We start from the raw sequence: 23,519 nt of genomic DNA, 5'->3' as shown, positions 1-23,519 counted from the left end.
GTGCGAATAGCGTACTGCGGAGCCCTGAGGAAAGAAAGGCCCGCCGCGCAACAAGTCCCGGGTTCAGGGGAGGGGTCAGGGCTTGCCCCAGAGCTCGGCCATGCAGGCCGCGAAATCGGCCCGGATCCGCTCCTCGGCCGGATGGCGGCCCTGCTGCAGCTGCGGCCGGCCCGCCACATAGACGTCCTGCCAGGCCCGCTCCTGACTGGCGAACACCAGCCCGTCGAGCAGGCTGGCCGCCGGCAGGCCCAGCAGGCCCGAGGCCTGAGCATCCAGCACCAGGAAGTCGGCCCGGGCGCCCGGGACCAGGCCCCAGCTGTCCAGCCCGGCCGGCGCCGCGCTGCCGCGCCGGCAGGCCTCGAACAGGCGCGCGGCGGTCGAGGGCTCGCGGCGCGGCTGCGCGGCCACATTGCGCTGGCGCAGGCCCAGGCGCTGGCCATACTCCAGCCAGCGCAGCTCCTCGACCCAGCCGCGCGTCACGTGGCTGTCCGAACCCAGGCTGATCGGTGCGCCGCTGGCGAGCCAGCCCGGCAGATCGCACAGGCCGTCGCCCAGATTGCCCTCGGTACCGGGGCAGATCACGACACCGGCGCCGCTGGCCGCCACCGCATCGATCTCCTCGGGCAGGCTGTGGGTCGCATGCACCAGCTGCCAGCGCGCATCGGGCGCGAACTCGCTGCACAACCAGGCCATCGGCCGCTGCCCGGTCGCGGCCAGGCAATCGGCCACCTCCTGCTGCTGCTCGCTGATATGGATATGGATGGGCAGGTCCGCATCCCCGACCAGCTGTTGCAGCCGGCGGATGTCCTCGGCATGGGCGGCGCGCAGCGAATGCAGGGCCACGCCGGCATTCAGCAGCGGCCGGCCGGCGCTGTTGAGGTGTCGGCTGGCGGCCCAGACCCAGTCGGCGTCGCTGGCGAAGCGGCGCTGGTCGGGCCGCAGCTCGGCTTGAGCAAAACCGGCATGGGCATACAGCACCGGCAGCATCGTCAGGCCCAGCCCGACCTGGGCTGCCGCATCGGCCAGCGCCCAGCTCATCGCCAGCTCGTCGCCGTTGTTGGGGCCATAGGCGCTGCCGTCCTCGCGGTGCTGCAGATAGTGGAACTCGCAGACCTGGGTGTAGCCGCCCTTGAGCAGTTCCAGATAGAGCTGGGCCGCGATGGCCTGCAGCTGGGCCGGCGTGATGCGCAGTGCCAGCCCGTACATGCGGTCGCGCCAGCTCCAGAAGTCATCATCACCGGCCTCGCGCCGCTCGGCCAGGCCGGCGAAGGCGCGCTGGAAGGCATGGCTGTGGGCATCGACGAGGCTGGGGATCACCGGGCCGTCAAGCCGCAGGGCATCGTCCGGCGCCGGACGACCGGCTTCGAAACCACTCCAGTGCCCCGACGAATTGACATGCATCAAGACCTGGCCCTGCCAGCGCCCGTCAAGCCAGGCCTGCGGTGCCCAGAACTGCTTGGCACCGGTGTTCATGCTTTCTTCCAGCTCAGCAGTTGCAGCAGCAGACGGCGCAGCAGCGGCTGCACGCCGGCCGCAGCGGCCTCGTCATAGACATAGGGCGGCTGTTCCTGCATATAGCAGCGCCAGCACATCTCCAGCTGCACCGCATGCTGGGCCAGGTCGGGTCGGCCGTAGTGGCGGGTGATGTAGCCGCCCTTGAAGCGGCCATTGACCACCTGGCTGAAGTCGCCCTGCCCGGCCAGCACCTGACCCAAGGACGCGGTGATGGCAGGGTCGCAGGAGCGGCCCTCGGCCGTGCCCAGGTTCAGATCGGGCAGCCTGCCCTCGAACAGCCAGGGCAGCTCGGACTTGATGCTGTGCGCATCGAACAGCAGGGCATAGCCGTGGGCCGCCTTGAGCCGGTCCAGCTCGGCCTGCAAGGCCTCGTGGTAAGGCCGCCAGTAGGTCTCGCGGCGGCGCAGCTTTTCGGCAGCGTCGGGGGCCTGGCCGTCCAGATACAGCGGCTCGCCGCTGAAGAAACGGGTCGGGCACAGCTCGGTATTCGATGCCCCCGGATACATCGGCGTGTCCTCGGGTGGGCGGTTCAGATCGATCAGATAGCGCGAGTAGTGCGGGACGATCAGACCAGCGCCCAGCTCCTGGGCAATGCCGCCGTAAAGACGCTCCAGATGCCAGTCGGTGTCCTCGGTCTGCAGCGCACGGGGCTGGTAGCGTCCGCGCTGGTCCTCGGGAAGGGCGGTGCCCACATGGGGCATGCTGATCAGCAGCGGTGTGCTGCCGCGCTGCAGAGTGAAAACTTTGCTGCTCATCATCGTATCTTTCCTGCCCGCACTGCCCGGCGCAGCGGGTTGCGGCCAAAGTAGTAAGCCAGTTCATTGGGATGGGCGATGTCCCAGGCACAGAAATCGGCGCGCTGGCCCGCGACCAATTGGCCCCGGTCGCCCAGACCCAGGGCTCGGGCGGCGTTGACGGTGACGCCGCGCAGCGCCTCCTCGGGCGTCAGGCGGAACAGGGTGCAGGCCATGTTCAGCATCAGCAGCAGGGACAGGGTCGGCGAGGTGCCGGGGTTGTGGTCGGTCGAGATCGCGATAGGCACGCCGGCCTCGCGCAGCGCCGCCACCGGCGGCAGCTTGGTTTCGCGCAAAAAATAGTAGGCGCCAGGCAGCAGCGTGGCCACCGTGCCGCTGGCCGCCAGCGCGGCAACGCCCTCGGGGCTCAGGTATTCCAGGTGGTCGCAGCTCAGAGCCTGGTACTCGCAGGCCAGCTGGGTGCCGCCCTGGTCGCTGAGCTGCTCGGCATGCAGCTTGACCGGCAGGCCCAGGCGCCTCGCCGTGTCGAAGACACGTCTTGTTTGTGCGGGGGTGAAGCCTATGCCCTCGCAGAAGGCATCGACCGCATCGACCAGCCCGTCCTGCTGCAGCCTGACCATCCAGTCGCAGACGGCCTCGACATAATCGTCCTGCCCGCCCTGGAACTCCGGCGGCAGGGCATGGGCACCCAGATAGCTGCAGCGCACATCGGCGCCACGCAGCCGGCGCGCAACGCGCAGGCTGCGCGCCTCAGATTCCAGGCTCAGGCCGTAGCCGGACTTGATCTCTATCGTCGTGACCCCCTCGGCCAGCAAGGCATCGAGGCGGCGCTGGGCCAGCGCCAGCAGCTCATCCTCGCCAGCCTCGCGGGTGGCGGCCACCGTCGAGCGGATGCCGCCGCCGGCCCGCGCGATCTCCTCGTAGCTGGCGCCCTGCAGGCGCAGCTCGAACTCGCGGGCGCGCTGGCCGCCGTAAACCAGATGGGTATGGCAATCGATCAGGCCCGGCGTCACGACCGAACCGCCGAGATCGTGCTCGGCGTCGAAGTCCAGGTCCGGGATCTGCTCGGCCTCGCCGACCCACAGCAGCCGCTCACCCTCGGTGACCAGGGCACCGTCTGCTATCCAGCCCCAGGGCTGATCGCCGGCCATGGTGGCCAGCCGGCCATTGCGCCACACGACCCGGCTCATGCTGTCTCTCCCTCAGCCCTGAGGACCAACCACCAGGCCGCACCCGGCGTCGGGCTGTTGAACTCGCAGCGCTGCGCGACCGGCGCCTCGCACCAGGCCAGGCTCATCGGTGCCAAGCTCATGCTACGGCCCCCGTGACTCAAGACCCCGTCCCAGGCGGTGAACAGGCCCAGCCAATGCACACCCTCGGGCAGCAGCGCGCCGTCGGCCGGCACGACCTCGACGCGGCCATGGCCGCGCCTGTGCATCAGATTGAAATCGCGCGTCATGCCGTCCAGCAGCCGGCAGTCGGGCGCCAGCGCGCCGTCGAAGGCCAGCAGCCCATCGCCGCAGCGCAGCGCGCGGCCCAGCAGCTCGACGCCACCACCCTGCAGCACGCCGAACCAGCGATCGACGCCGGGAAAGGCCGAGAACGGACCGTCGGCCTCTATATCGGCGACGCTGATGCGCAGCAGCCATTGATCGGGCCGCGGCCAGGCCAGCAGCTCGCGGGTCCAGCCGCCCCCGTTCTTCCAGCGCTGCGGCGCCAGGTCTTGTGCGGAAACCGTGCTCCAACTCATGCCTGAAAACTCCCCTCGAGCAAGTAACGAGATCCCGGATGGGTCAGTCGCACCGTCGTCACGGTCAGCCCGCGGCTGAAGGTGCGGCGTTTGACGACCAGGCAGGGGTCGCGCTTGCCAATGCCCAGCAGCCGGGCTTCCAGTTCGCTGGGCAAGGTCGATTCAATCGTATACCGAGCCTCGGACAGCGGCGCCACTTCCAGCAGATAGTGGGTCGGCGTTACCGTCGCGAAGTCCAAGCCCAGATAGTCGGGCGCGCAGGCCGGGTTCACCAGCCGGTCCTCGCACTGAATCGCGACCCCGTTCTCCAGATGGACGATGACGCTGTGGAACAGCATGGCGCCGGCCTTCAGGCCGAAGTCGGCCGCTTGTTCGGTCGTGGCCTTGAGCCGCTCCAGCAGGTGCACGCGCGACTCGTGGCGATGGCCGCGCGCGGCGATCTCGTCATGCACATCGCGCACCGTCAGGGTGCTGGAGATGCGGTGCAGCTGGGCCACGAAGGTGCCGACCCCCTGCACCCGCTCGATCATGCCCTCCTGGCTCAGCTCGCGCAGCGCGCGGTTGACCGTCATGCGGCTGACGCCGAACTGCGCCACCAGCTCGGCCTCGGAGGGCAGCAGATCGCCGGCCACCCAGTGGCCGGACGCGATGTGCTCGCGCAAATGATTCTTGACCTTCAGGTACTGCGGCGCCGGTGCGCTTGTGCTGCTTGCCATGTCGCCCATCCTACTTGACTGTACTTGTATAGACAACTAAAGTTCGCGCCATTCCTTCCAGCCCCAGGAGATCCGTATGAGCTCGCAAGCCCGCACCGTCCGCGCCCCCACCGGCACCACCCTCGCCTGCAAGAGCTGGCTCACCGAAGCCGCCTACCGCATGTTGCAGAACAATCTGGACCCGGCGGTGGCCGAGAACCCAGACGCCCTGGTGGTCTACGGCGGCATCGGCAAGGCCGCCCGCAACTGGGACTGCTTCGACGCCATCCTGGCGTCGCTCAAGGCGCTCGACGAGGACGAGACCCTGCTGGTGCAGTCGGGCAAGCCGGTCGGCGTGTTCAAGACCCATCCGGATGCGCCGCGGGTGCTGATCGCCAACAGCAATCTGGTGCCGGCCTGGGCCAACTGGGAGCATTTCAACGAGCTGGACCGCAAGGGCCTGATGATGTATGGCCAGATGACGGCCGGCAGCTGGATCTATATCGGCAGCCAGGGCATCGTGCAAGGCACGTATGAGACCTTCGCCGAGGCCGGTCGCCAGCATTTCGGCGGCTCCATGGTCGGGCGCTGGATCCTGACCGCCGGCCTGGGCGGCATGGGCGGCGCGCAGCCCTTGGCCGCGACATTTGCCGGCGCCTGCTCGCTGACCATCGAGTGCCAGCAGTCGCGCATCGACTTCCGCCTGAAGACCCGCTATGTCGACGAGCAGGCCAGCGACCTGGACGACGCCCTGGCCCGCATCGCCAAGTACACCGCCGAGGGCAAGGCCGTCTCCATTGCGCTGCTGGGCAATGCCGCGCGCATCTTGCCGGCCCTGGCCGAGCGCTGCAAAGCCGGCACCGCGATCAAGCCCGATCTGGTGACCGACCAGACCTCGGCCCATGACCTGATCAACGGCTATCTGCCGGCCGGCTGGAGCGTCGAGCAGTGGAAGGCCGCCGCCGCCGACCCGGCCCAGCATGCCGAGCTGAAGGCCGCCGCAGCCAAGAGCGCTGCCGAGCATGTCAAGGCCATGTTGCTGTTCCAGGCCATGGGCATCCCGACCGTGGACTACGGCAACAATATCCGCCAGGTCGCGTTTGATGAGGGCGTCAAGAACGCCTTCGACTTCCCCGGCTTCGTGCCCGCCTATGTGCGGCCCCAGTTCTGCGAGGGCCGCGGCCCCTTCCGCTGGGTGGCGCTGTCCGGCGACCCCGAGGACATCTACAAGACCGACGCCAAGATCAAGGAACTGTTCCCGCATCACGCCGGCGTGCACCGCTGGCTGGACATGGCCAAGGAGCGCATCGCCTTCCAGGGCCTGCCGGCGCGCATCTGCTGGCTGGGCCTGGGCGAGCGCCATATCGCCGGCCTGGCTTTCAACGAAATGGTCCGCAAGGGCGAGCTCAAGGCGCCCATCGTGATCGGCCGCGACCACCTGGACAGCGGCTCGGTCGCCAGCCCCAACCGCGAGACCGAGAGCATGAAGGACGGCTCGGACGCCGTCTCCGACTGGCCGCTGCTGAACGCGCTGCTGAACACCGCCGGCGGCGCCACCTGGGTCAGCCTGCACCATGGCGGCGGGGTCGGCATGGGCTACAGCCAGCACAGCGGCGTCGTGATCGTCTGCGACGGCAGCGAGGCGGCCGACAAGCGCATCGCGCGCGTGCTGTTCAACGACCCCGGCACCGGCGTGATGCGCCATGCCGATGCCGGCTATGAGATCGCCCAGCAATGCGCGCAAGAGCGCGGCCTGAACCTGCCGATGCTCACGAAGTAAGAAGGAAAAGAAGATGAACTTGGAAATCACTCCGGGCGAGCTGACGCTCGATCAGCTGCGCGCGATCCGCAACGGCAACATCACACTCAGCCTGCACGCCAGCGCCGCCGACATCATCCGCCGCAGCGCTGCTGTCGTGCAGGCCGCTGCGGCCGGCGACGCGCCGGTCTACGGCGTCAACACCGGCTTCGGCAAGCTGGCCAGCACCCGCATCAGCAAGGAAGACCTGGCCACGCTGCAGCGCAATCTGATCCGCTCGCACTGCGTCGGCGTCGGCGCGCCGCTGGCACCCTCGGTCGTGCGCCTGATGCTGGCCACCAAGGCAGCGTCGCTCGCGCGCGGCTTCTCCGGCGTGCGCGAAGAGGTCGTGCAATGCCTGCTCGACGCCTTCAACGCCGGCCTGGTGCCCTATGTGCCGGCGCAAGGCTCGGTCGGTGCCTCGGGCGATCTGGCCCCGCTGTCGCACATGACCCTGGCCCTGATGGGCGAGGGTGAGATGCTGGTCGATGGCCAGCGCCGCCCGGCGCTGGCCGAACTCGAGAAGGCCGGCGTCAAGCCGCTGGTGCTGCAGGCCAAGGAGGGCCTGGCCCTGATCAACGGCACCCAGACCTCGACCGCGCTGGCGCTGGAAGGGCTGCTGCGTTTCGAGAAGGTCTATGCCTCGGCCATCGTCTCGGGCGCGCTGAGCCTGGACGCCGCGCGGGGCAGCGATGGTCCCTTCGATCCCCGCATCCATGCGGTGCGCGGCCAGCCCGGCCAGATCGAGGCCGCCCAGGCCTACCGCCAGATCCTGGCCGGCAGCGAGATCCGCGCCTCGCACCGCGAAGGCGACGAGCGCGTGCAGGACCCCTACTGCCTGCGCTGCCAGCCCCAGGTGATGGGGGCCTGCCTCGACCAGGCCCGCTATGTGCGCGATGTGCTGCTGCGCGAAGCGAACGCGGTCACCGACAACCCGCTGGTCTTCGCCAATGAGGACGGCAGCGCCGCCATGGTGTCGGGTGGAAACTTCCACGCCGAGCCGGTGGCCCTGGCCGCCGATGCGCTGGCCTGCGCGATCGCCGAGGTCGGCGCGATCGCCGAGCGCCGCATCGCGATGCTGATCGACACCAGCGTCTCCCGCCTGCCGCCCTTCCTGACCGAGAACGCCGGCCTCAACTCCGGTTTCATGATCGCCCATGTGACCGCCGCCGCGCTGGCCAGCGAGAACAAGAGCCTGGCCCACCCGGCCAGCGTGGACTCCATCCCCACCAGCGCCAACCAGGAAGACCATGTGTCCATGGCCACCTTTGGCGCCCGCCGCCTAGGCCCCATGCTGGACAACACCGCTCACATCATCGGCATCGAGCTGCTGGCGGCCTCGCAAGGCATCGAATTCCTGCGCCCGCTGAAGAGCTCGCGCGCGCTGGAAGAGGTGCACGCGCTGGTGCGCAGCGTCTGCCCGCCGATGCCCGAGGACCACTACCTGGCGCCGGACATCGAGCGTGCGACCGAGCTGGTGTTTGCCGGCGAGCTGGCACGACTCGTGCAAAGGGAAGGCAGCATCGTCGTGCTGCCCTGACACTGCAGAATCGCAGAGTGACAGAGCCGGCCGCGTGCCGGCTTTTTTTGCGCCCACCCCGGGTGAATCCCGAGGACGCAAACGCAGCGGCACGCACCATGATGGACACCCCTGCCACGGAGAACCGCTGACCATGAAGAAGACGCTGTCGCTGCTTGCCCTTGCCGCTTCGCTTGCCACCGCCGCCCAGGCCCAGGAGACCAAGGTGGGCGTCGGCATCTCCGGCTGGACCGGCTTCGCCCCGCTGACCCTGGCCAAGGAGGCCGGCATCTTCAAGAAGAACGGCCTGGACGTCAGCATCAAGAAGATCCCGCAGAAGGACCGCCATCTGGCGATTGCCTCCGGCGATGTGCAGTGCGCGGCGACGACCGTCGAGACCTGGATCGTCTGGAACGCCAATGGCGTGGCCACCACCCAGATCTTCCAGCTCGACAAGAGCTACGGCGCCGACGGCATGATCGTCAAACCCGGCATCACCAAGATCGCCGACCTGAAGGGCAAGACGGTGGCCGCCAGCGCGCCGGGCACCGCACCCTATTTCGGCCTGGCCTGGATGCTGAAGAAGAACGGCGTCTCGATCAAGGACGTCAAGGTCGTCAATCTGGAGCCGCAGGCCGCCGCCAATGCCTTCATCGCCGGCACCGGCGGTCTGGATGCGGGCATGACTTACGAGCCCTATCTCTCCGGCGTGCGCGCCAAACCCGAGGCCGGCACCATCATCGCCACCACCTTGGACTATCCGATGGTGATGGACACCTTTGGCTGCACGCCCAAGTTCCTGGCCGAAAACCCCAAGGCGGCCAAGGCCCTGGCGGACAGCTATTTCGAGGCGCTGGAGCTGATCAAGAAAGACCCGAAGAAGAGCTTCGAGATCATGGGCGCCGACGTCAAGCAGACCGGCGAGGCCTTCGAGAAGAGCCAGGCCTATCTGCGCTGGCAGGACAAGGCGGCCAACCAGAAGTTCTTCGCCGGCGAGCATGCGGCCTTCAGCAAGGAAGCGGCCGAGCTCTTGCTGGAGGTGGGCATCATCAAGGCCATCCCGGACCTGAGCAAGCTGGCCGACACGCGCTTCATCCAGTAAGCGCAGCATGCGTCCATTGCAAGCGGTATCGCCCGGAGCCCGCGTGGCCCTGGGCCTGTCCTTCTTCGTGCTCTTCATCGCCGTCTGGGCCCTCGCCACCTTCGGCGGCTTTGTCGAGAAGACCTTTCTGGCCGACCCGCTGAGCATGCTTCGTTCAGGCTATGTGCTGCTGACCGAGATGGGCTTCGCGGTCGACATAGCCATGACGGTCTGGCGGGTGCTCGGCGGCTTTGTGATCGCGGCCGTACTGGCGCTTCCGCTGGGCGTGCTGATGGGGGCCTACAAGCCCATCGAGGCCTTCTTCGAGCCCTTTGTCTCCTTCGCCCGCTACCTGCCGGCCTCGGCCTTCATCCCGCTCTTGATGCTGTGGGTGGGCATCGGCGAGGCGCAGAAGCTGGCGGTGATCTTCATCGGCAGCTTCTTCCAGCTGACCCTGATGATTGCGGTGACGGTGGGCAATACCCGGCGCGATCTGGTTGAGGCCGCCTACACGCTGGGCGTCTCGGACGCCGGCCTGCTCAAGCGCGTGCTGCTGCCCGGGGCCGCACCCGAGATCGCAGAGATCCTGCGCATGGTGCTGGGCTGGGCCTGGACCTATGTGATCGTGGCCGAGCTGATCGGCGCCTCCAGCGGCATCGGCCACATGATCACCGACAGCCAGGCCCTGCTGGCCACCGACCAGATCATCTTCGGCATCATCGTGATCGGCCTGATCGGGCTGGTCAGCGACTACGCCTTCAAGGCCGCGAACCGGCTGCTCTTCCCCTGGGCACAGCTCGGCAAATGAACTCAGCCATCCTGTCCGTGCGCGGCGTCTCGCGCACCTTCGTCACCGCCGGCGGCCAGCAGACCGTGGCCCTGCAAGCCACCGATCTGGACGTGGCCGAGAACGATTTCGTCACCATCCTCGGCCCCTCGGGCTGCGGCAAGAGCACCTTGCTGCGCATCGTCGCCGGGCTGGATGCGCCCAGCGGGGGCCAGGTCTTGCTGGACGGCAACGCCGTCACCGGCCCCGGCGCCGACCGCGGCATGGTGTTCCAGAGCTACACGCTATTCCCCTGGCTGACGGTGCTGGACAATGTCTGCTTCGGCCTGCGCGAGCGCGGCATGGCCCGCGCCCAGGCGGTCGAGATCGCCCAGGGCTTTCTGGCCCAGGTGGGCCTGGCCAGCTTCGACAAGCACTACCCCAAGCAGCTCTCCGGCGGCATGCAGCAGCGCACCGCGCTGGCCCGGGCCTTGGCCAACCAGCCGCGCATGCTGCTGATGGACGAGCCCTTCGGCGCGCTGGACCACCAGACCCGCGAGCTGATGCAGGAGCTGCTGCTGGGCATCTGGGAGCGCGAGCGCAAGACGGTGCTGTTCGTGACCCACGACATCGACGAGGCCATCTTCATGGGCTCGCGCGTGGTCGTGATGAGCGCGCGGCCCGGCCGCATCAAGAGCGACCTGCCCTCGCCCTTTCCGCATCCGCGCCACTATTCGATCAAGACCGCACCCGAGTTCGCCGCGCTCAAGCGCGAGTTGACCGAGCAACTGCGCGTCGAGGTGCTGGCGGCCCAAGGCTGAGAGCCTGTCTGCTGCGTCTGCGAGGTGCGTCGTCCGTCGGGCGCCGCTGCGGACTGTCCTGCTGCGGCTGCAGCCTGTCGCAGTCGGCTCGCCGGCCGCACCGCGGCGGGCCACAGTGCACGACCGTCGCAACCGGATCCCTGCCATGGCCAAGTTCTTGATACGCTGGATGCTGCTCGCCTTCAGCCTCTGCACCTCGCTCGCGGCGCAGGCGAGCGGCCCCCTGGTCGATGCCGCCTGGCTGCGCCAGGCGCTGGCCAGCACCGCGCCGCCGCTGCTGCTCGACGCCTCGCCGACCCGCCAGCATGGCGCCGGCCACATCCCCGGCGCGGTCAGCGTGGACTTCTACAGCTACGGCGCCCGTGAGGTGGACGCCGCGACGATGCAGGCCCGCATGCGGTCCTGGGGCATCCGCCATGCCGGCGAGCAGCTGATCGTGATCCATGACCAGGGCGGCACGATGCTGGCCACCTGGCTGTTCTACGAGCTGCACCGCCACGGCGTCGCGCCCGAACGGCTGCGCCTGCTGGATGGCGGGCTGGCGGCCTGGAAGGCGGCCGGCGGCGCCGTCGTCACCGAGGCCACGCCCGCGCCGCCGCCCGGCGATGTCCGCGTGGGCGCGCTGCGCGAGGACGTCCGGGCACGGCTGCCCGAGTTCCTGGTTGGCGCCGGCGACCCGGCCGGCCATGCGCTGCTGGAGGCGCTGGATCCGCCCTACTACTACGGCGGCGCCAAGTTCTTCAGCCGCGGCGGCCATGTGCCGCATGCGCTGCTGACACCGACCGACGATTTCTTCCGGCCCGACAAGACCTTCAAGCCACGCGCCGAGCTGGAGGGCTTGATGGCGCATCTGGGTGTGCGCCGCGAGCAGCAGGTGTACAGCTATTGCGGTGGTGGCGTGGCCGCCAGCGTGCCCTATTTCGCGCTGAAATTCTTGCTCGGCTATCCGCGCGTCGCGCTCTACCAGGGCTCGCAAAAGGAATGGCTGGAGGACCCGCGCGGCCTGCCGCTGTGGAGCTATGCGGCCCCGGCCCTGCTGCGCGATGCCGACTGGCTCAACGGCTTCAGCAACACCATGCTGCGCACCTTCAGCCACAGCCCGATCAGCATCATCGATGTGCGCCCGGCCGAGGCCTATGCGCTGGGCCATCTGCCCTTTGCGCTGAGCCTGCCGGCCGAGCGCTTTCAGCAAGACCTGGCGCGGCCGGACCGTCTGGCCGCACTGCTGGGCCCGGCCGGCGTCGACCCGGCGCATGAGGCGGTGATCGTCTCCGAGGGCGGGCTCAACAAGCGCTCGGCCCTGGTGTTCGCGCTGCTGGAGCAGCTGGGCCAGCGCAAGGTCTCGCTGCTGCTGGACTCGGTCGATGACTGGGGTCTGCGCGGCCTGAGCCTGAGCAAGGAGCCGACCCGGGTCGGTGCGAAGAAACCGGCGCTGGACCCGACCATCGCGCCAGTGGCCTACCAGGCGGCAGCGCGTACGGTGCTGCTGCGCGGCGCCGAAGCGGCCGGGCCGGGCCTGCCCCGGGTCTATCTGGCCCTGGGCGCACAGCCGCCCGGCCCGGCGCTGCCGGGCAAGACCGTGCACCTGCCCTACGGCCAGCTGCTCGATGCCGGCGGCAAACCCAAGCCGGCACACGAGATCTGGAGCCTGCTGGCCAAGGCTGGCCTGCCGCGCCATGCGCAGATCATCAGCGTCGGCGACGACGCCGGCGAGGCCGCGATCGGCTACGTGCTGCTGCGGCTGATGGGCTTTGCCGACGTCAAGGTCGGGGGGCTGTAGCCGCGCGGCGGCGGCATCGGCCGGCGTTGCACAATGCCAGCCTGATGCCGATCAAAGCCCTGCTCCGTCGACCCGCGCTGCTGGCCTGCCTGCTGGCGATGGCCCTGCCTGCCTGGGCCCAGCAGGTCTATTTCATCAACCCCGGCCACCGCGACGAAACCTTCTGGCGCCAAGCCGGCGAGGCCATGCAAGCGGCGGCCGACAGCCTGGGCATGGGCTTCAGCCAGGACTTCGCCGAGCGCGACCCCGAGCGTGCGCTGGCCCTGGGGCGCGCGGTCACGGCGCGGCCGGCGGCCCAGCGGCCCGACTATGTGCTGTTGGTGAACGAGAAAGCCACGCTGGTGGCCAATGCCCGGGTGCTGAGCGCGGCCGGCATCAAGAGTTTTGCCGCCTTCAGCGGCCTGCTGCCGCAGGAGCAGGCGCGCTTTGCACCGCGCCGCGCCCCGCTGGAGCTGTTGCTGGGCAGTCTGGAACCCCACGCCGAGGATGCCGGCTATCTAACCGCCAAGGCCCTGATCGCGCGGGGACTGCGCGACGCGCCACGCGGCGCCGACGGCCGCCTGCACCTGCTGGCCCTGGCCGGTGACCGCATCACAACGGTCTCGCTCGACCGCAATGCCGGCCTGCTGAAGGCCCTGGCCGAGCACCGCAGCGAGGTGGTGATGGATGCGATGCTGGCGACCGACTGGAAGCGCGAGCGGGCCCGCCAGCACAGCGAGCGCCATCTGCACAAGCACCCCGAGACCGCGCTGATCTGGTGCGGCACCGATCTGATCGCCTTCGGCGCGCTGGACGCGGCCCGCGCCGCCGGCCGCCGTCCCGGCCGGGACTTGCATGTCTCGGGCATCAACACCTCGGCCGAGGCCATGCAGGCGCTGGTGGACGGAGAACTCAGCGCGCTGGCCGGCGGTCATTTCCTGGCCGGCGCCTTCGCGCTGGTGATGCTGTACGACCACCACCGCGGCCGCGACTTCGCCGCCGAGGGGCTGACGCTGGAACACTCGATGTTCATCGGCTTCGATGCCGAGCGCGCCCGGCGCTTCCTGGCCCGTTTCGGCAGCAGCACGCCGGCCCTGGACATGCGGCCCTTCAGCAAGGTGCTGAACCCGCAGCTCACGCACTACCGCTTCCCGGTGCAGGCGCTGCTGCTGCCCTGATCGGACGCAGCGTCTCAACAGGGCGCTCTAGTAGCGTCCTGTTGCCCCGGCCACCCGCAGATAGACATAGGCGGCCCAGGCCACCAGGGCGCGGCGCAGCACGCCGCGCAGCCCCCCGCCACCGAGCTCGCGCATGTCGACGCGGCGCGACACCGCCAGCGCGGCCTCGAACTCGGCGGCCACGCTGCGTGCGAACGGCGCGTCGTGCACCACCACGTTGGCCTCCAGATTCAGCAGCAGCGACAGCGGATCAATATTGGAGCTGCCCACCGTGGCCCAGTCCTCGTCGACCACGCCGACCTTGGCATGCAGATAGGCCGGCGTGTACTCGTAGATCTGCACGCCATGGCCCAGTAGCTCGGCATACAGAGCCTGGGCCGCCATGCCGGCGATGCGGTAGTCGAGCTTGCCCTGCAGCAGCAGGCGCACCCGCACGCCGCGCCGCGCGGCATCGCGCAGCGCGCGCCGGAAGCCGTGGCCGGGATAGAAATATGGCGTGATCAGATCGACCTGATCACGCGCCGCACGGATCGCATCGATATAGCTGCGCTCGATGGTGCGGCGCTGGCGCAGGTTGTCGCGCAGCACAAAGGCGGCACAGACCGGCGGCAGCTCCTGCTCGCGGCGCTTTTGCTGTTGCGGGCTGTTGCGGCGGTAGCGGTTGCGCGGCATGCGCAGGCGCCGGGCCAGGCGGCGCAGCCGCGCGATCGGCTCGGGGCTGCGCACCAGCGCGCGCAGCTCCTCGCCAAAATCGCGGCCCAGCCAGGCACGCGTCCAGACCGCCCGCGCCGCCTGCGCCACCGGCTGCACCGCCGGGCCGCAGACGCTGACCGCATAGTCCAGCCGCGGCTCGTCGGTGGGGCCGTGGTTGAGGTCCATGCGGTCATCGATGATGTTGATGCCGCCGACAAAGGCCTGCACGCCGTCGACCACGCAGAGCTTTTGATGCAGGCGACGCAGCTGTCCCGGCTGCAGCCAGCGCCACCAGCGGTCGATCGGCCGGAACACCGCCAGCGCGACGCCGGAATCCGCCAGCTGCTCGCGCAGCCAGGGCATGCTGGCCTTGGAACCGAAGCCGTCGACCACCACCCTGACCCGCACATTGCGCGCAGCCGCCGCGCGCAGCGCCGCCGCCAGCTCGGCGCCGGCGCTGTCGTGGTGGAAGATGTAGGTGGCGATCCAGACCTCGTGCGTGGCGGCATGGATCGCGGCGATCTGGGCCGGGAACAGCTCGTCGCCGCCGCGCAGCAGGCGCAGCTCATTGCCGCCGCTGAACTCCGGCAGCGCCACCGCATGCCAGCTGATCAGCGGATCGGGCTCCGCAGTGTCCGGGGTCGGTGCAGAGCTGCTCACGCCAGTTCAAGCTCTGCCACCAGCGGCAGATGGTCGGACATGCGGGCCCAGGCCGGGCCTTTGGGCACCTGGGTCGAGACGCAGCGCATGCCGCGGGTGTAGATGCGGTCCAGCGAGAAAAACGGCACGCGCGAGGGGAAGGTGGCCTGGCGGCTGCGGCCCGGCGAGATCGCGCGCGTCAGCCCGCTCTCGCGCATCGGCGCATCGAGCTTCTCGCCCCAGTCATTGAAGTCGCCGGCCACCACCAGCAGCGCCTCGGGCGGCACATGGTTGGCGATGAACTCGGCCAGGCGCTGCACCTGGCGCACCCGCCCGCCATGCATCAGGCCCAGGTGCGCGACCACCGCATGCACCTCCAGACCATGCCACTGCACCGGCACATGCAAGAGGCCGCGCTGCTCGAAGCGGTGGTCGGACACATCGTGGTGGCCGATCTCGCCGATCGGCCAGCGCGACAGCAAGGCATTGCCATGCTCGCCATGCCTGGTCACCGCATTGGTGCGGTAGGCCACCTCATAGCCCTCGGGCGCCAGGAACTCGGCCTGGCCCTGCTCGGGCCAGCCGAACCAGGTGCGCTCGAACTGCTTGGCCTCGCGATGGTGGAAGTGGCGCACCTCCTGCAGAAACACCAGATCGGCGTCCAGCGCCTCGACCCCCAGGCCCAGGTTGTGGATCTCCAGCCGCTTTTGCGGCCCGACGCCGCGCACGCCCTTGTGGATGTTGTAGGTCGCGACCCGCAGATATGGGCTCAGGATGCTGGTCTGCGGCGGCTGGACCGAGTGCTTGAAGGCGGGCTTGATCATCGGGCGCCGCCCTGCGCCAGGAAGCGCGGCAACTGCAGCACGGCCTCGGCATTGGACGGCGAGAAGCACAGATCCGCCGCTTCGCGCCAGGGCAGCCAGCGGTATTGCAGATGCTCGCGCGGCGCCAGCGTCACGGCGGTGCCTGCCGGCACCGTCAGGCCGAACACATGCTCGGTATTGCGGGTCACGCCGGGCGCATAGCGATGCCGCCAGACCGGGTAGATCTCATAGACATTGACCAGGCCCCAATCGCGCAGCTCGCCCCCGGCAATCCCGGTCTCCTCCCGCACCTCGCGCCGCGCCGTCGCATCCAGCGCCTCGTCGGGGGCATCCAGCGAGCCGGTCACGCACTGCCAGAAGCCGGGCTTGTCGGCCCGCTCCAGCATCAGTACCTGCAAGTCCGGCGTATGAATCACCACCAGCACCGATTCGGGAATCTTGTAGGGCCGGGCCAAGGCTGCGTTGTCGCTCATGGGGGCAAGCATAGCGGAGCGGCATCACCCTCGGGCCAGGGCGCGCATCATCCGTTCGGCCGCCAACGCCAGCCGCTCGCGCAGCGCCGCAGGCCCCAGCACCTCGAACTCGACCTCCAGCACGATCAGCCAGTAGACCAACGAATCGAGCGCATGGGCGCCGCATTGCAGCAGGCAGCGCTGCACGTCGCCGTCGATCGCCTCCAGCCGCGCGGCCGTGACAGGAATGCAGGCGGCCATCTGGGCCAGCGGTGCATGCAGGATCACCCGGGCCTGCTCGGCATGGGGCGAGAGCACCACGGAGCGCGCGACAAAGGCGCGCAGATCACCGCCCTCGGGACCGGCGCGTGGCGCGAAGTGTGCGCCGACCGCCGCCGCGCCGGCAATGCGGTCGATGCGGAAGGTGCGCCAGTCGCTGCGCCCCCGGTCCCAGGCCACCAGATACCAGCGGCTGCCGGTGTGGACCACGCCCTGAGGCTCGACCTGGCGACGGCTGGGTTCGCCCTTCGCATCGACATAGTCGAAGGCCAGGCCCAGCTGGTCGCGGCAGGCGCCGGCCAGATCGGCCAGCAGGCCGGCATCGACGCTGGGGCCGACCGAGTCCATGGCCTGCACCGCCGAGCGCAGCGCATCGGCGCGCCGGCGCAGCCGTGCCGGCATCAGCTGCTCCAGCTTGACCATGGCCTGCAGCGCCGGCTCCTCGATGCCGCCGACCCGGCCCGAGGCGGCCGTGCGCAGCGCGATCGCGACGGCCAGCGCCTCCTCGTCGTCCAGCAGCAGCGGCGGCATCGCCTGGCCCGGCCGCAAGGCATAGCCGCCGGCCACACCGCTGCTGGCCGCCACCGGATAGCCCAGCTCGCGCAGCCGGTCGATGTCGCGCCGCAGCGTGCGTGGATGCACGGCCAGGCGCTCGGCCAGCTCGGGCCCGGCCCAATGGCGGCGGGCCTGCAACAGGGAGAGGAGCTGTAGCAGTCGGGAGGAGGCACTCAGCATCCGATCACTGTAGCTGTGATTGAGGGCCGAATCTGTCCGCGATGGCTTCTACAGTGACCACAGTCGTCGGCGCTGTGCCGACGCCCATCAAACCACTTGATCAGGAGAGCACCCCATGTCCATCGTTTTGTACTGGCACCCGATGTCCAGCGCCACCCCCGTCGCCTGCGCACTGGCCGAGCTGGGCCTGCCGCATGAGCGGGTCAAGATCGACATCCGGGCCGGCGAGCAGCATCGCCCCGACTATCTGGCGCTGAACCCGAATGGCAAGGTGCCGACATTGACGGTGAACGGCGCACCGATGTTCGAGGCCCTGGCCATCCAGCTATGGCTGGGCGAGACCTACGGGGTCGAGCGCGGGCTGTGGCCGGCAGCCGGCACGCCCGAGCGGCTGCAGGCCCTGTCCTGGTGCGCCTGGGCCTATGTCAGCTATGGCGCGGTGCTGGTGCGCCTGCAACTCGCGACCATGGGCGACGACGCACTGCGCAGCAGCACCCATGCCAATGAGGCCCGCGCCGGATTGAATGAGCTGCTGGCCCTGCTGGACGCGCGGCTGGCGCGCCAGCCCTGGATGCTGGGCGACGCGTATTCGCTGGTGGATCTGCTGGTCGGCTCGGTGATCGGCTACAGCGTCTATATCGGCGCGCCGGTCGCCGGTCACGCCCATGTGCAGCAATGGCTGGACCGGGTTCAGGCTCGGCCGGCGATGCAGATCGAGGGACTTTGATCCCATCAGAGGCCCTGTCCTGCGCGGCCGGCGCTGGCTCCACAGTACGCCGGCCACGCTCGGCGCCCGCACCGCAGGCCAGCCTCTTCAGGTCGTTCGCCGACAAGCATATGCGTTACGCGAGAGCAACTTTTGTCGACAGGCGGTGAAGCCATGGTGTGCCCGTCACCGCGTGCCGCTGACCTCCACAACAACGCGACGGTCGGGCTGCAGGCACGCAATCAGCTTCGGGGTTCTCGCCGTTCCCTTGCAGTCGCCGGCCTGCGTGGCGGGACTGGTTTCGCCCAGACCCTTGGCCGAGATCTTTGCACCGTCCAGGCGACCCGAGCTGATCAGATAAGCCTTCACAGCTTCCGCCCTTTGCTCGGAAAGGCGTTGGTTGTAGACGTTGGAACCTAGCCGGTCGGTGTGGCCCTCGACCAGTACCAAGTCGAAGCGCGTACTCACAAGTTCGCTGGCGAGTTGATCGAGCGCGGCGCGACCCTTCGGCAGAATCTCGGCACTATCGAAGCTGAACAAGGAGTCGGCGGAGAAGTTCACACGGCGGCGCTCGGGCGGCAGAGGCTGGGGCGGCAAGGGCGCTGGCACGACGGCAGGTGCTGCCGCCATGATCGGTTCGGGCGCGGGCGCGACATATGGCGGTGGCACGTAGGCAGTACGCTGCGCCGGTGCCGGCGATCGTCCCAGAGGGAACACCAGGCTCAATGACACGAGGTTGATCTCCCCACGATTACCGACTGCGTCACCGACCCGATAGCGCTCGGCCTCGGCGCGTAGCAGCACTTTCGAGCTCAGCGCGTACTGCAGGCCGGCGCCCAGCTTCAGCTGGGTGTCGCGTTCACTAGGGCTTGGATTCAAAACAGTCACGGCACCGGTGCCGACGAAGGTGTCGCGGGCACGGGCATGTTGCGCCCCGACTCGGCCGAGCACCGTCCAGCGCTCGCCAAGCGGCAGGCTCGCCACAAGATCGAGGTTGAGTCCATCCAACTTGATCCGGCCGCTCAGGCTACCCGCAGGCACGGTGGTCGACACGAAGCCGAACTTGCCTAGGTTGAAGTAGCCCGCCTCGAGCCCGAAGTAGCGGTTGAACTGGTAGCCCCCGAAAATCTTGTAGCCCGAATCGCGCTCATCGCGCGACATCGCCGTGGTTGTGAGCCCGCCGCCGAGCAGCGAAGCATTGATGCCATCCGTATCGATCTTCGCTCGTGACTGGCCGACCGACAGCCCGCCATAGAAGTACGGCGACACAGGCACGTCCTGAGCGACAGCCGGCGTCACCAGCAAGGGGCCGAGCCAGGCCAGGCCCAGCAGGCGCAAGTAGTGGTGTTTTGTCATGGCGTATTTCCAATCGGTTGCTGCGATTGCGTAGGGTGCAAGGGCAAGATCACGGCGTGACGATGGTCGTGTTGACGATCGTGACCGAGGCCGTCAGGCCAATGGCCCGGCCGGTGAGCGTGGTTTGCGCAGTCTGGCCGGCGGTAGAGATCGTCACGCCGGCCGGCGCGATGATGGTGCCGACCATCGTGCTGCGGTCCTCAATGCGGGCGGCGCTGCCGACCTGCCAGAACACGTTCTTGGCCTGCGCACCGTTGATCAACAGCACCCTGCGCGGCGTGGCCGGCAAGCCCACCGTCAGGGCCGCAGCGCTCTGGAAGACCCAGACCGCATTGGCGTCGCCCTGTGCATCGAGCGTCAGGTCGCCGCTGGTGATGCCGAAAGTGCCCCCGGCGGCGGTGTAGACGCCAGACGCCAAGGTGAGCCCGCCGAGCTGGCCAGCGCCCGGATCACTGCCAGCCGGCAGGGCTGCCAACGTGTTGTAAGCCGCCTGCGCATCCGCCAGGGCTTGCTGGGCAATACTCAGGCTCGCGGCCGTGCCCGGTGCCGGCGGGGCGCAGAAGATGCCACCGTTCACCGCGCCGACGTTCAGTGGTGTCTCTGTATAGACATTGCTGGCGTCGTGGAAGCCGGTGATCAGCGAGCAGGCCGCTGTCGTGCCCATATTGCCGCCTACCAGGCTGTTGATACCCTGGTTGGTGATGCCCGCCGCGCCGCCGAAGCTGCCAAACAAGGCTGCAGTGCCCAGGTTCACGCTGGCGCTGCAAGGCTGGCTGCCGGTGCTGAAACCGAATATGAGGTTGGTCGCCAATGCGTTACCGGCCAAGTCTTTCACGCCAGTGCTGCCGCCGACGATAGTGACGACGAAGCTGCGGTTGGCGGCGAAGCCGGCCGCGGCCATCGGCACGAAGCTGGCCACTTGGCTCGCTGCGTCGTAGCTGACAATGCCAGCCACGGCGACGCCGCCATCCGTCACTGTGACTGTGGTTCCGTTGATCGTGGTCGGGTCCATCGCCTCGCTGAAGGTGGCGCTGACGAGCTTGGCCAGGCAGTTGCCCGTACTTCCATCCACCGGGCTTGTGGCGGTGATCGTGGGCGGCATGCTGTCCCCGACTGCGGCGGTACTGAAGGACCAGACATGGCTACCGGCATTCGGTACGACCGCGCTATTGCCCGCCAAGGCATTGCCCGCCAGATCCATCGCCGCCGTGGTGATGGTTGCGGTGAAGCTGCTGCTGCTCGCCAGGGTTGTGGCGCTCGGGGTGAAGGTCGCCGTGCGAGCCGCAGCCGAATACACGACGCTGCCGGCCACCGGGGTGGACAAAGTGGTGTTCGTGACGGTGAAGCTCGTGGCGCTGATCGTCTCGGCGTTCATGTCCTCGCTGAAGACGGCGGTCATCTTGCTGTTGTTCGGCACGCCAATCGCGTTGGGAAGAGGCACGGTCAGCAACACCGTCGGCCTCGTCGTGTCGGCCAGCGCAGCGGTGGTGAAGGTCCATACGTAGTTGGCCGCCATCGCGTTGCCAATCAGGTCGGTCACTGCAGTGGCAATCGTGGCGGTGTAGACGGTATTGCCGGACAGGGCTGCTGCCGGCGTGAACAGCGCCGTGCGGCTGGCTGCCGTGTAGCTGACGCTGCCGCTGACGGTCGTGCCCAGGCTGGTGTTGACCAGGGTGAAGCTGGTGGCCGAGATGGTGGCCGGATTGATGTCCTCGCTGAAGGTGGCGCTCAGCCGGGCGTTGCTGGCCACATTGATCGCACCGGCGGCGGGCACTGTGATCGCCACCGTTGGCCTCACCAGATCGGCACCAGCGGCGGTGATGAAGCTCCAGCTGTAGTTGGCGGCCAGGGAGAAGCCCGCGCTGTCCATCGCAGCCGTTGTGATCGTTGCCACGCAGGTGGTGCTAGCCGGCAGTGGGCTGGTCGGGGTGAGCGTGGCGACCTGGCTGGCGGCGTTGTAACTCACGGTGGATGCCACCGCAGCCGCGCTGCCGGGGCATGACACGCTGAAGCTGCTGCTGGTCAGGCTGACGGGCGCCATTGTCTTGCTGAAAGTGGCGGTGACGAGGGTGTTGGTGAAGACGCCGCTGACCGGCGGTGTGCTGTTGGCGGGGGAGGTCGCCGTGACCGTTGGAGCAACACCGGCTTGAGGGGATCCCAAAATCGGATCGAGTCCGCTCCCACCGCAGCCGGCCAGCAAGGCCGACAGCAGGGCAGCGAACAATCCGATCCGGACGGAAAATTCAGGCAGGCGACGGGTCATATGAGCTTTCGATTCCCTGACCGCAGAGCGCGATCAGCACTAGCTGCCCTTTCTACACAGCCCCAGCCGCGCCGTCGGTGCGCTGGCAGACACACGAAACTCAAACTTTCAAATCCGCTGCGCCAAGGATGATGTCTCGCACTCGATTGACACTGCGGTGAAGCTGAAATCCTGTGCGTTCCCGCCGAAAGACGGCAACCGACAGGCGCCATGGAAGCCGAGCGCAGCCGCGGCACCAGCACACCGCAAACTCGGCGGCGCAGCAGCATCAATGTGAATCAGCCTGGACCGTCCCAGCGATGGCCCGCAGGCGTAGCGGCGGCGCGGCGCCCTACTCTCTCACGCCCTACGAAAGCCAATGCAAGCGCTACCAGGAAAGCCAAGAGCCTGGCAGCTCGATTGAGAGTTGGAGTGCAAACAACATCGCTATGCGGACCTTTATCCCCGGGACTTAGGCGGCCGATTGAACCGTCTTGACGGTAACTGGGAATCGATCAGTCACCGCTGACCTACTCGACAGTCTCGTTGTGCTCGTACTGGCGACCAGTGACCTTGTCGAGCCGCTTGAGTAAGGCATTCAACATCTCGCCGTCGCGTCTGACCGGCATGGCGACTGCACTGTGGTTGTCAGACGTCGAGGCGCCGCACGACGCTGTGCTGATCTGCCCGAGCGCGATTTCGCCGCCGTTGTCGATCAAGACTTCAATGTTCTTCATGCCGGGTTGCTTGCGGCAGTGTCTTCCACCGATGCGGCAGCAGGTCGTCAAGGCTTCGGCTCGCTTGGGTCGACGATCGGCTGCCCCTATCGGCGCGACGATGACCGTCCATACCCCCAGTTCAGCAATGGCGGGGCCGCGCTCAGGACCGGCCGGAGAAGCAGTACGAGGAGTGCCGACCCCCTCGGCGGGCCCTCCTCAGCGCGGCTGTCGCTGGCTCCACAGCACGCCGGCCACGATCAGCCCCATGCCCAGCAGGCTGGCCGCCTCGGGCCGCTCACCAAACAGCGGCAGGGCCAGCAGGCTGGCCAGCACCGGCGTCAGCGCGCCCATGCTGGCGCTGCGCTGCGCACCCAGGCGGGCCACGGCATAGCCATAGCTGAGCGTCGAGACCAGGCCGACGCCGACGCTTTGCAGCAGCACTTGCAGCAGCAGCTGTTCGTGCGACAGGGTCGGCAGCAGCAGCGGCCCCTGTGCCAACTGCCAGACCAGCCAGGGCAGCAGCAGGGCCAGCGACACCGTCGAGATCAGCGCCGCCGCCTCCAGCGGCGCCAGCCGCGCCTCGCGCAGGGCCAGGGTGTAGGCCGACCACATCAGGCTGCCGAGCAGGAACAGGCCATAGCCCTGGGCCAGGCCGGCCTGGCCGGATTTGAGCGCCAGCATGGTCGCGACGCCGGCCGCGATGCACAGCAGGGCCGGCCAGCGGGCCAGGGCCTGGCGCCCATGCAGGGCCGCCGCCAGCAAGGCGGTGAACAGCGGCAAGGTGCCCGGGATCAAGGTGGCGCCGTCGGCCACCGGCGCATGACGCATGCCCCAGCCGGCGATCAGGAAATAGGGTAGGCCGGCGCCGGCAATGATCAGCAGCCACAGCCGCACGGGCAGCGCGGCGAAACGGGCGCGCCGGCGCCACAGTAGCGGCGCCAGCAACAGGCCGGCCGGACCGAAACGCAGCAGGGCCAGCTCGGCCGGCGGCAGCGAAGCCCGCGCGCCGGCACGCAGCGAGATGAAGAAGCCGGCCCAGATCAGCAGGGTCAGGGCCAGCGCGGCCCAGCCGGCCAGCTCGGGGCGGGCGGTCGGGGTCGAGGGGGAGCCGATCAGGCCCGGGGACGCAGGAGAAGACATCAGCAACAGGGGTAGGGAACAGGCTCAATTTTCGAGCGCCTCCCCTGGCGACTTCAGCCCATTTCACCCATGTATTGATCCGATGAAGGCTTGTTCA

At 68.5% G+C, this 23,519-nt stretch carries 21 protein-coding genes; 8 read left to right on the top strand and 13 right to left on the bottom strand.

Annotated elements, in window-relative coordinates:
- Positions 1-75 precede the first annotated feature (75 nt).
- The 5 genes from hutF to hutC are packed head-to-tail and all read right to left on the bottom strand — an operon-like array spanning position 76 to position 4,736.
- Complete coding sequence (hutF, locus tag O5M90_RS24740) at positions 76-1,473, bottom strand: formimidoylglutamate deiminase (protein WP_269839033.1); 1,398 nt, start codon at positions 1,471-1,473, stop codon at positions 76-78.
- A complete protein-coding gene (hutG, locus tag O5M90_RS24735) occupies positions 1,470-2,270 on the bottom strand; it encodes an N-formylglutamate deformylase (protein ID WP_440402419.1) in 801 nt (266 codons plus the stop codon). Before hutG ends, hutF begins: the two co-directional genes overlap by 4 nt.
- Positions 2,270-3,460, bottom strand: coding sequence for an imidazolonepropionase (gene hutI, locus O5M90_RS24730; protein WP_440402418.1), 1,191 nt, complete (start codon positions 3,458-3,460; stop codon positions 2,270-2,272). The genes hutG and hutI overlap by 1 nt, the downstream gene beginning before the upstream one ends.
- Positions 3,457-4,020, bottom strand: a complete 564-nt coding sequence (locus O5M90_RS24725; protein ID WP_269839035.1) for a HutD/Ves family protein — start codon at positions 4,018-4,020, stop codon at positions 3,457-3,459. The genes hutI and O5M90_RS24725 overlap by 4 nt, the downstream gene beginning before the upstream one ends.
- Positions 4,017-4,736, bottom strand: coding sequence for a histidine utilization repressor (gene hutC, locus O5M90_RS24720; RefSeq protein ID WP_137944053.1), 720 nt, complete (start codon positions 4,734-4,736; stop codon positions 4,017-4,019). The genes O5M90_RS24725 and hutC overlap by 4 nt, the downstream gene beginning before the upstream one ends.
- Positions 4,737-4,812: 76 nt before the next feature.
- Here hutC and hutU point away from each other — a divergent pair, with 76 nt between their 5' ends.
- From hutU to O5M90_RS24685, 7 genes are all read left to right on the top strand, one after another.
- Positions 4,813-6,495, top strand: coding sequence for a urocanate hydratase (gene hutU, locus O5M90_RS24715; RefSeq protein ID WP_269839036.1), 1,683 nt, complete (start codon positions 4,813-4,815; stop codon positions 6,493-6,495).
- A 13-nt stretch (positions 6,496-6,508) separates the two neighbouring features.
- Entirely contained in the window at positions 6,509-8,053 is a 1,545-nt protein-coding gene (gene hutH / locus O5M90_RS24710) for a histidine ammonia-lyase (protein WP_262970944.1), read from the top strand.
- Between the two features lie 133 nt (positions 8,054-8,186).
- The gene (locus O5M90_RS24705) at positions 8,187-9,134 is read left to right on the top strand and encodes an ABC transporter substrate-binding protein (protein ID WP_269839037.1); all 948 of its coding nucleotides are present in this window, start codon (positions 8,187-8,189) and stop codon (positions 9,132-9,134) included.
- A 7-nt stretch (positions 9,135-9,141) separates the two neighbouring features.
- Complete coding sequence (locus O5M90_RS24700) at positions 9,142-9,921, top strand: ABC transporter permease (RefSeq protein ID WP_262970946.1); 780 nt, start codon at positions 9,142-9,144, stop codon at positions 9,919-9,921.
- Positions 9,918-10,700, top strand: coding sequence for an ABC transporter ATP-binding protein (locus tag O5M90_RS24695; RefSeq protein ID WP_269839038.1), 783 nt, complete (start codon positions 9,918-9,920; stop codon positions 10,698-10,700). The genes O5M90_RS24700 and O5M90_RS24695 overlap by 4 nt, the downstream gene beginning before the upstream one ends.
- Positions 10,701-10,845: 145 nt before the next feature.
- The gene (locus tag O5M90_RS24690) at positions 10,846-12,480 is read left to right on the top strand and encodes a rhodanese-like domain-containing protein (protein ID WP_269839039.1); all 1,635 of its coding nucleotides are present in this window, start codon (positions 10,846-10,848) and stop codon (positions 12,478-12,480) included.
- Positions 12,481-12,524: 44 nt separating this feature from the next.
- The gene (locus O5M90_RS24685; RefSeq protein ID WP_269839040.1) at positions 12,525-13,637 is read left to right on the top strand and encodes an ABC transporter substrate-binding protein; all 1,113 of its coding nucleotides are present in this window, start codon (positions 12,525-12,527) and stop codon (positions 13,635-13,637) included.
- 27 nt (positions 13,638-13,664) lie between these two features.
- On the opposite strand, the gene clsB is transcribed toward O5M90_RS24685, so the two are convergent.
- The 4 genes from clsB to O5M90_RS24665 are packed head-to-tail and all read right to left on the bottom strand — an operon-like array spanning position 13,665 to position 17,259.
- On the bottom strand, positions 13,665-14,990 hold the full coding sequence (gene clsB / locus O5M90_RS24680; protein WP_269839041.1) for a cardiolipin synthase ClsB: 1,326 nt from the start codon (positions 14,988-14,990) through the stop codon (positions 13,665-13,667).
- The gene (locus tag O5M90_RS24675; RefSeq protein ID WP_137944061.1) at positions 14,987-15,793 is read right to left on the bottom strand and encodes an endonuclease/exonuclease/phosphatase family protein; all 807 of its coding nucleotides are present in this window, start codon (positions 15,791-15,793) and stop codon (positions 14,987-14,989) included. The genes clsB and O5M90_RS24675 overlap by 4 nt, the downstream gene beginning before the upstream one ends.
- Complete coding sequence (gene nudB / locus O5M90_RS24670) at positions 15,790-16,266, bottom strand: dihydroneopterin triphosphate diphosphatase (protein WP_269839042.1); 477 nt, start codon at positions 16,264-16,266, stop codon at positions 15,790-15,792. The genes O5M90_RS24675 and nudB overlap by 4 nt, the downstream gene beginning before the upstream one ends.
- A 24-nt stretch (positions 16,267-16,290) precedes the next feature.
- Complete coding sequence (locus tag O5M90_RS24665; protein ID WP_269839043.1) at positions 16,291-17,259, bottom strand: helix-turn-helix transcriptional regulator; 969 nt, start codon at positions 17,257-17,259, stop codon at positions 16,291-16,293.
- A 115-nt stretch (positions 17,260-17,374) separates the two neighbouring features.
- On the opposite strand from O5M90_RS24665, the gene O5M90_RS24660 reads away from it, so the two are divergent.
- The gene (locus tag O5M90_RS24660) at positions 17,375-17,986 is read left to right on the top strand and encodes a glutathione S-transferase family protein (protein ID WP_269839044.1); all 612 of its coding nucleotides are present in this window, start codon (positions 17,375-17,377) and stop codon (positions 17,984-17,986) included.
- A gap of 165 nt (positions 17,987-18,151) precedes the next feature.
- Here the strand turns inward: O5M90_RS24660 and O5M90_RS24655 are convergent, their stop codons facing one another.
- From O5M90_RS24655 to O5M90_RS24640, 4 genes are all read right to left on the bottom strand, one after another.
- Positions 18,152-19,321, bottom strand: a complete 1,170-nt coding sequence (locus O5M90_RS24655) for an OmpA family protein (protein ID WP_269839045.1) — start codon at positions 19,319-19,321, stop codon at positions 18,152-18,154.
- A 49-nt stretch (positions 19,322-19,370) separates the two neighbouring features.
- Positions 19,371-21,584 carry an Ig-like domain-containing protein gene (locus tag O5M90_RS24650; protein ID WP_440402416.1) on the bottom strand — a complete coding sequence of 738 codons (2,214 nt, stop codon included), beginning with the start codon at positions 21,582-21,584 and terminating at the stop codon, positions 19,371-19,373.
- 509 nt (positions 21,585-22,093) lie between these two features.
- Complete coding sequence (locus tag O5M90_RS24645; RefSeq protein ID WP_269839048.1) at positions 22,094-22,300, bottom strand: hypothetical protein; 207 nt, start codon at positions 22,298-22,300, stop codon at positions 22,094-22,096.
- 198 nt (positions 22,301-22,498) lie between these two features.
- Positions 22,499-23,422, bottom strand: a complete 924-nt coding sequence (locus O5M90_RS24640) for a DMT family transporter (RefSeq protein WP_269839049.1) — start codon at positions 23,420-23,422, stop codon at positions 22,499-22,501.
- Positions 23,423-23,519 lie beyond the last annotated feature (97 nt).

The organism is Paucibacter sp. M5-1, assembly GCF_027498415.2.
Lineage (GTDB): Bacteria > Pseudomonadota > Gammaproteobacteria > Burkholderiales > Burkholderiaceae_C > Roseateles_E.
Note: the sequence above shows the minus strand (reverse complement) of the source record. Positions and strands in the feature narration are given on the sequence as shown.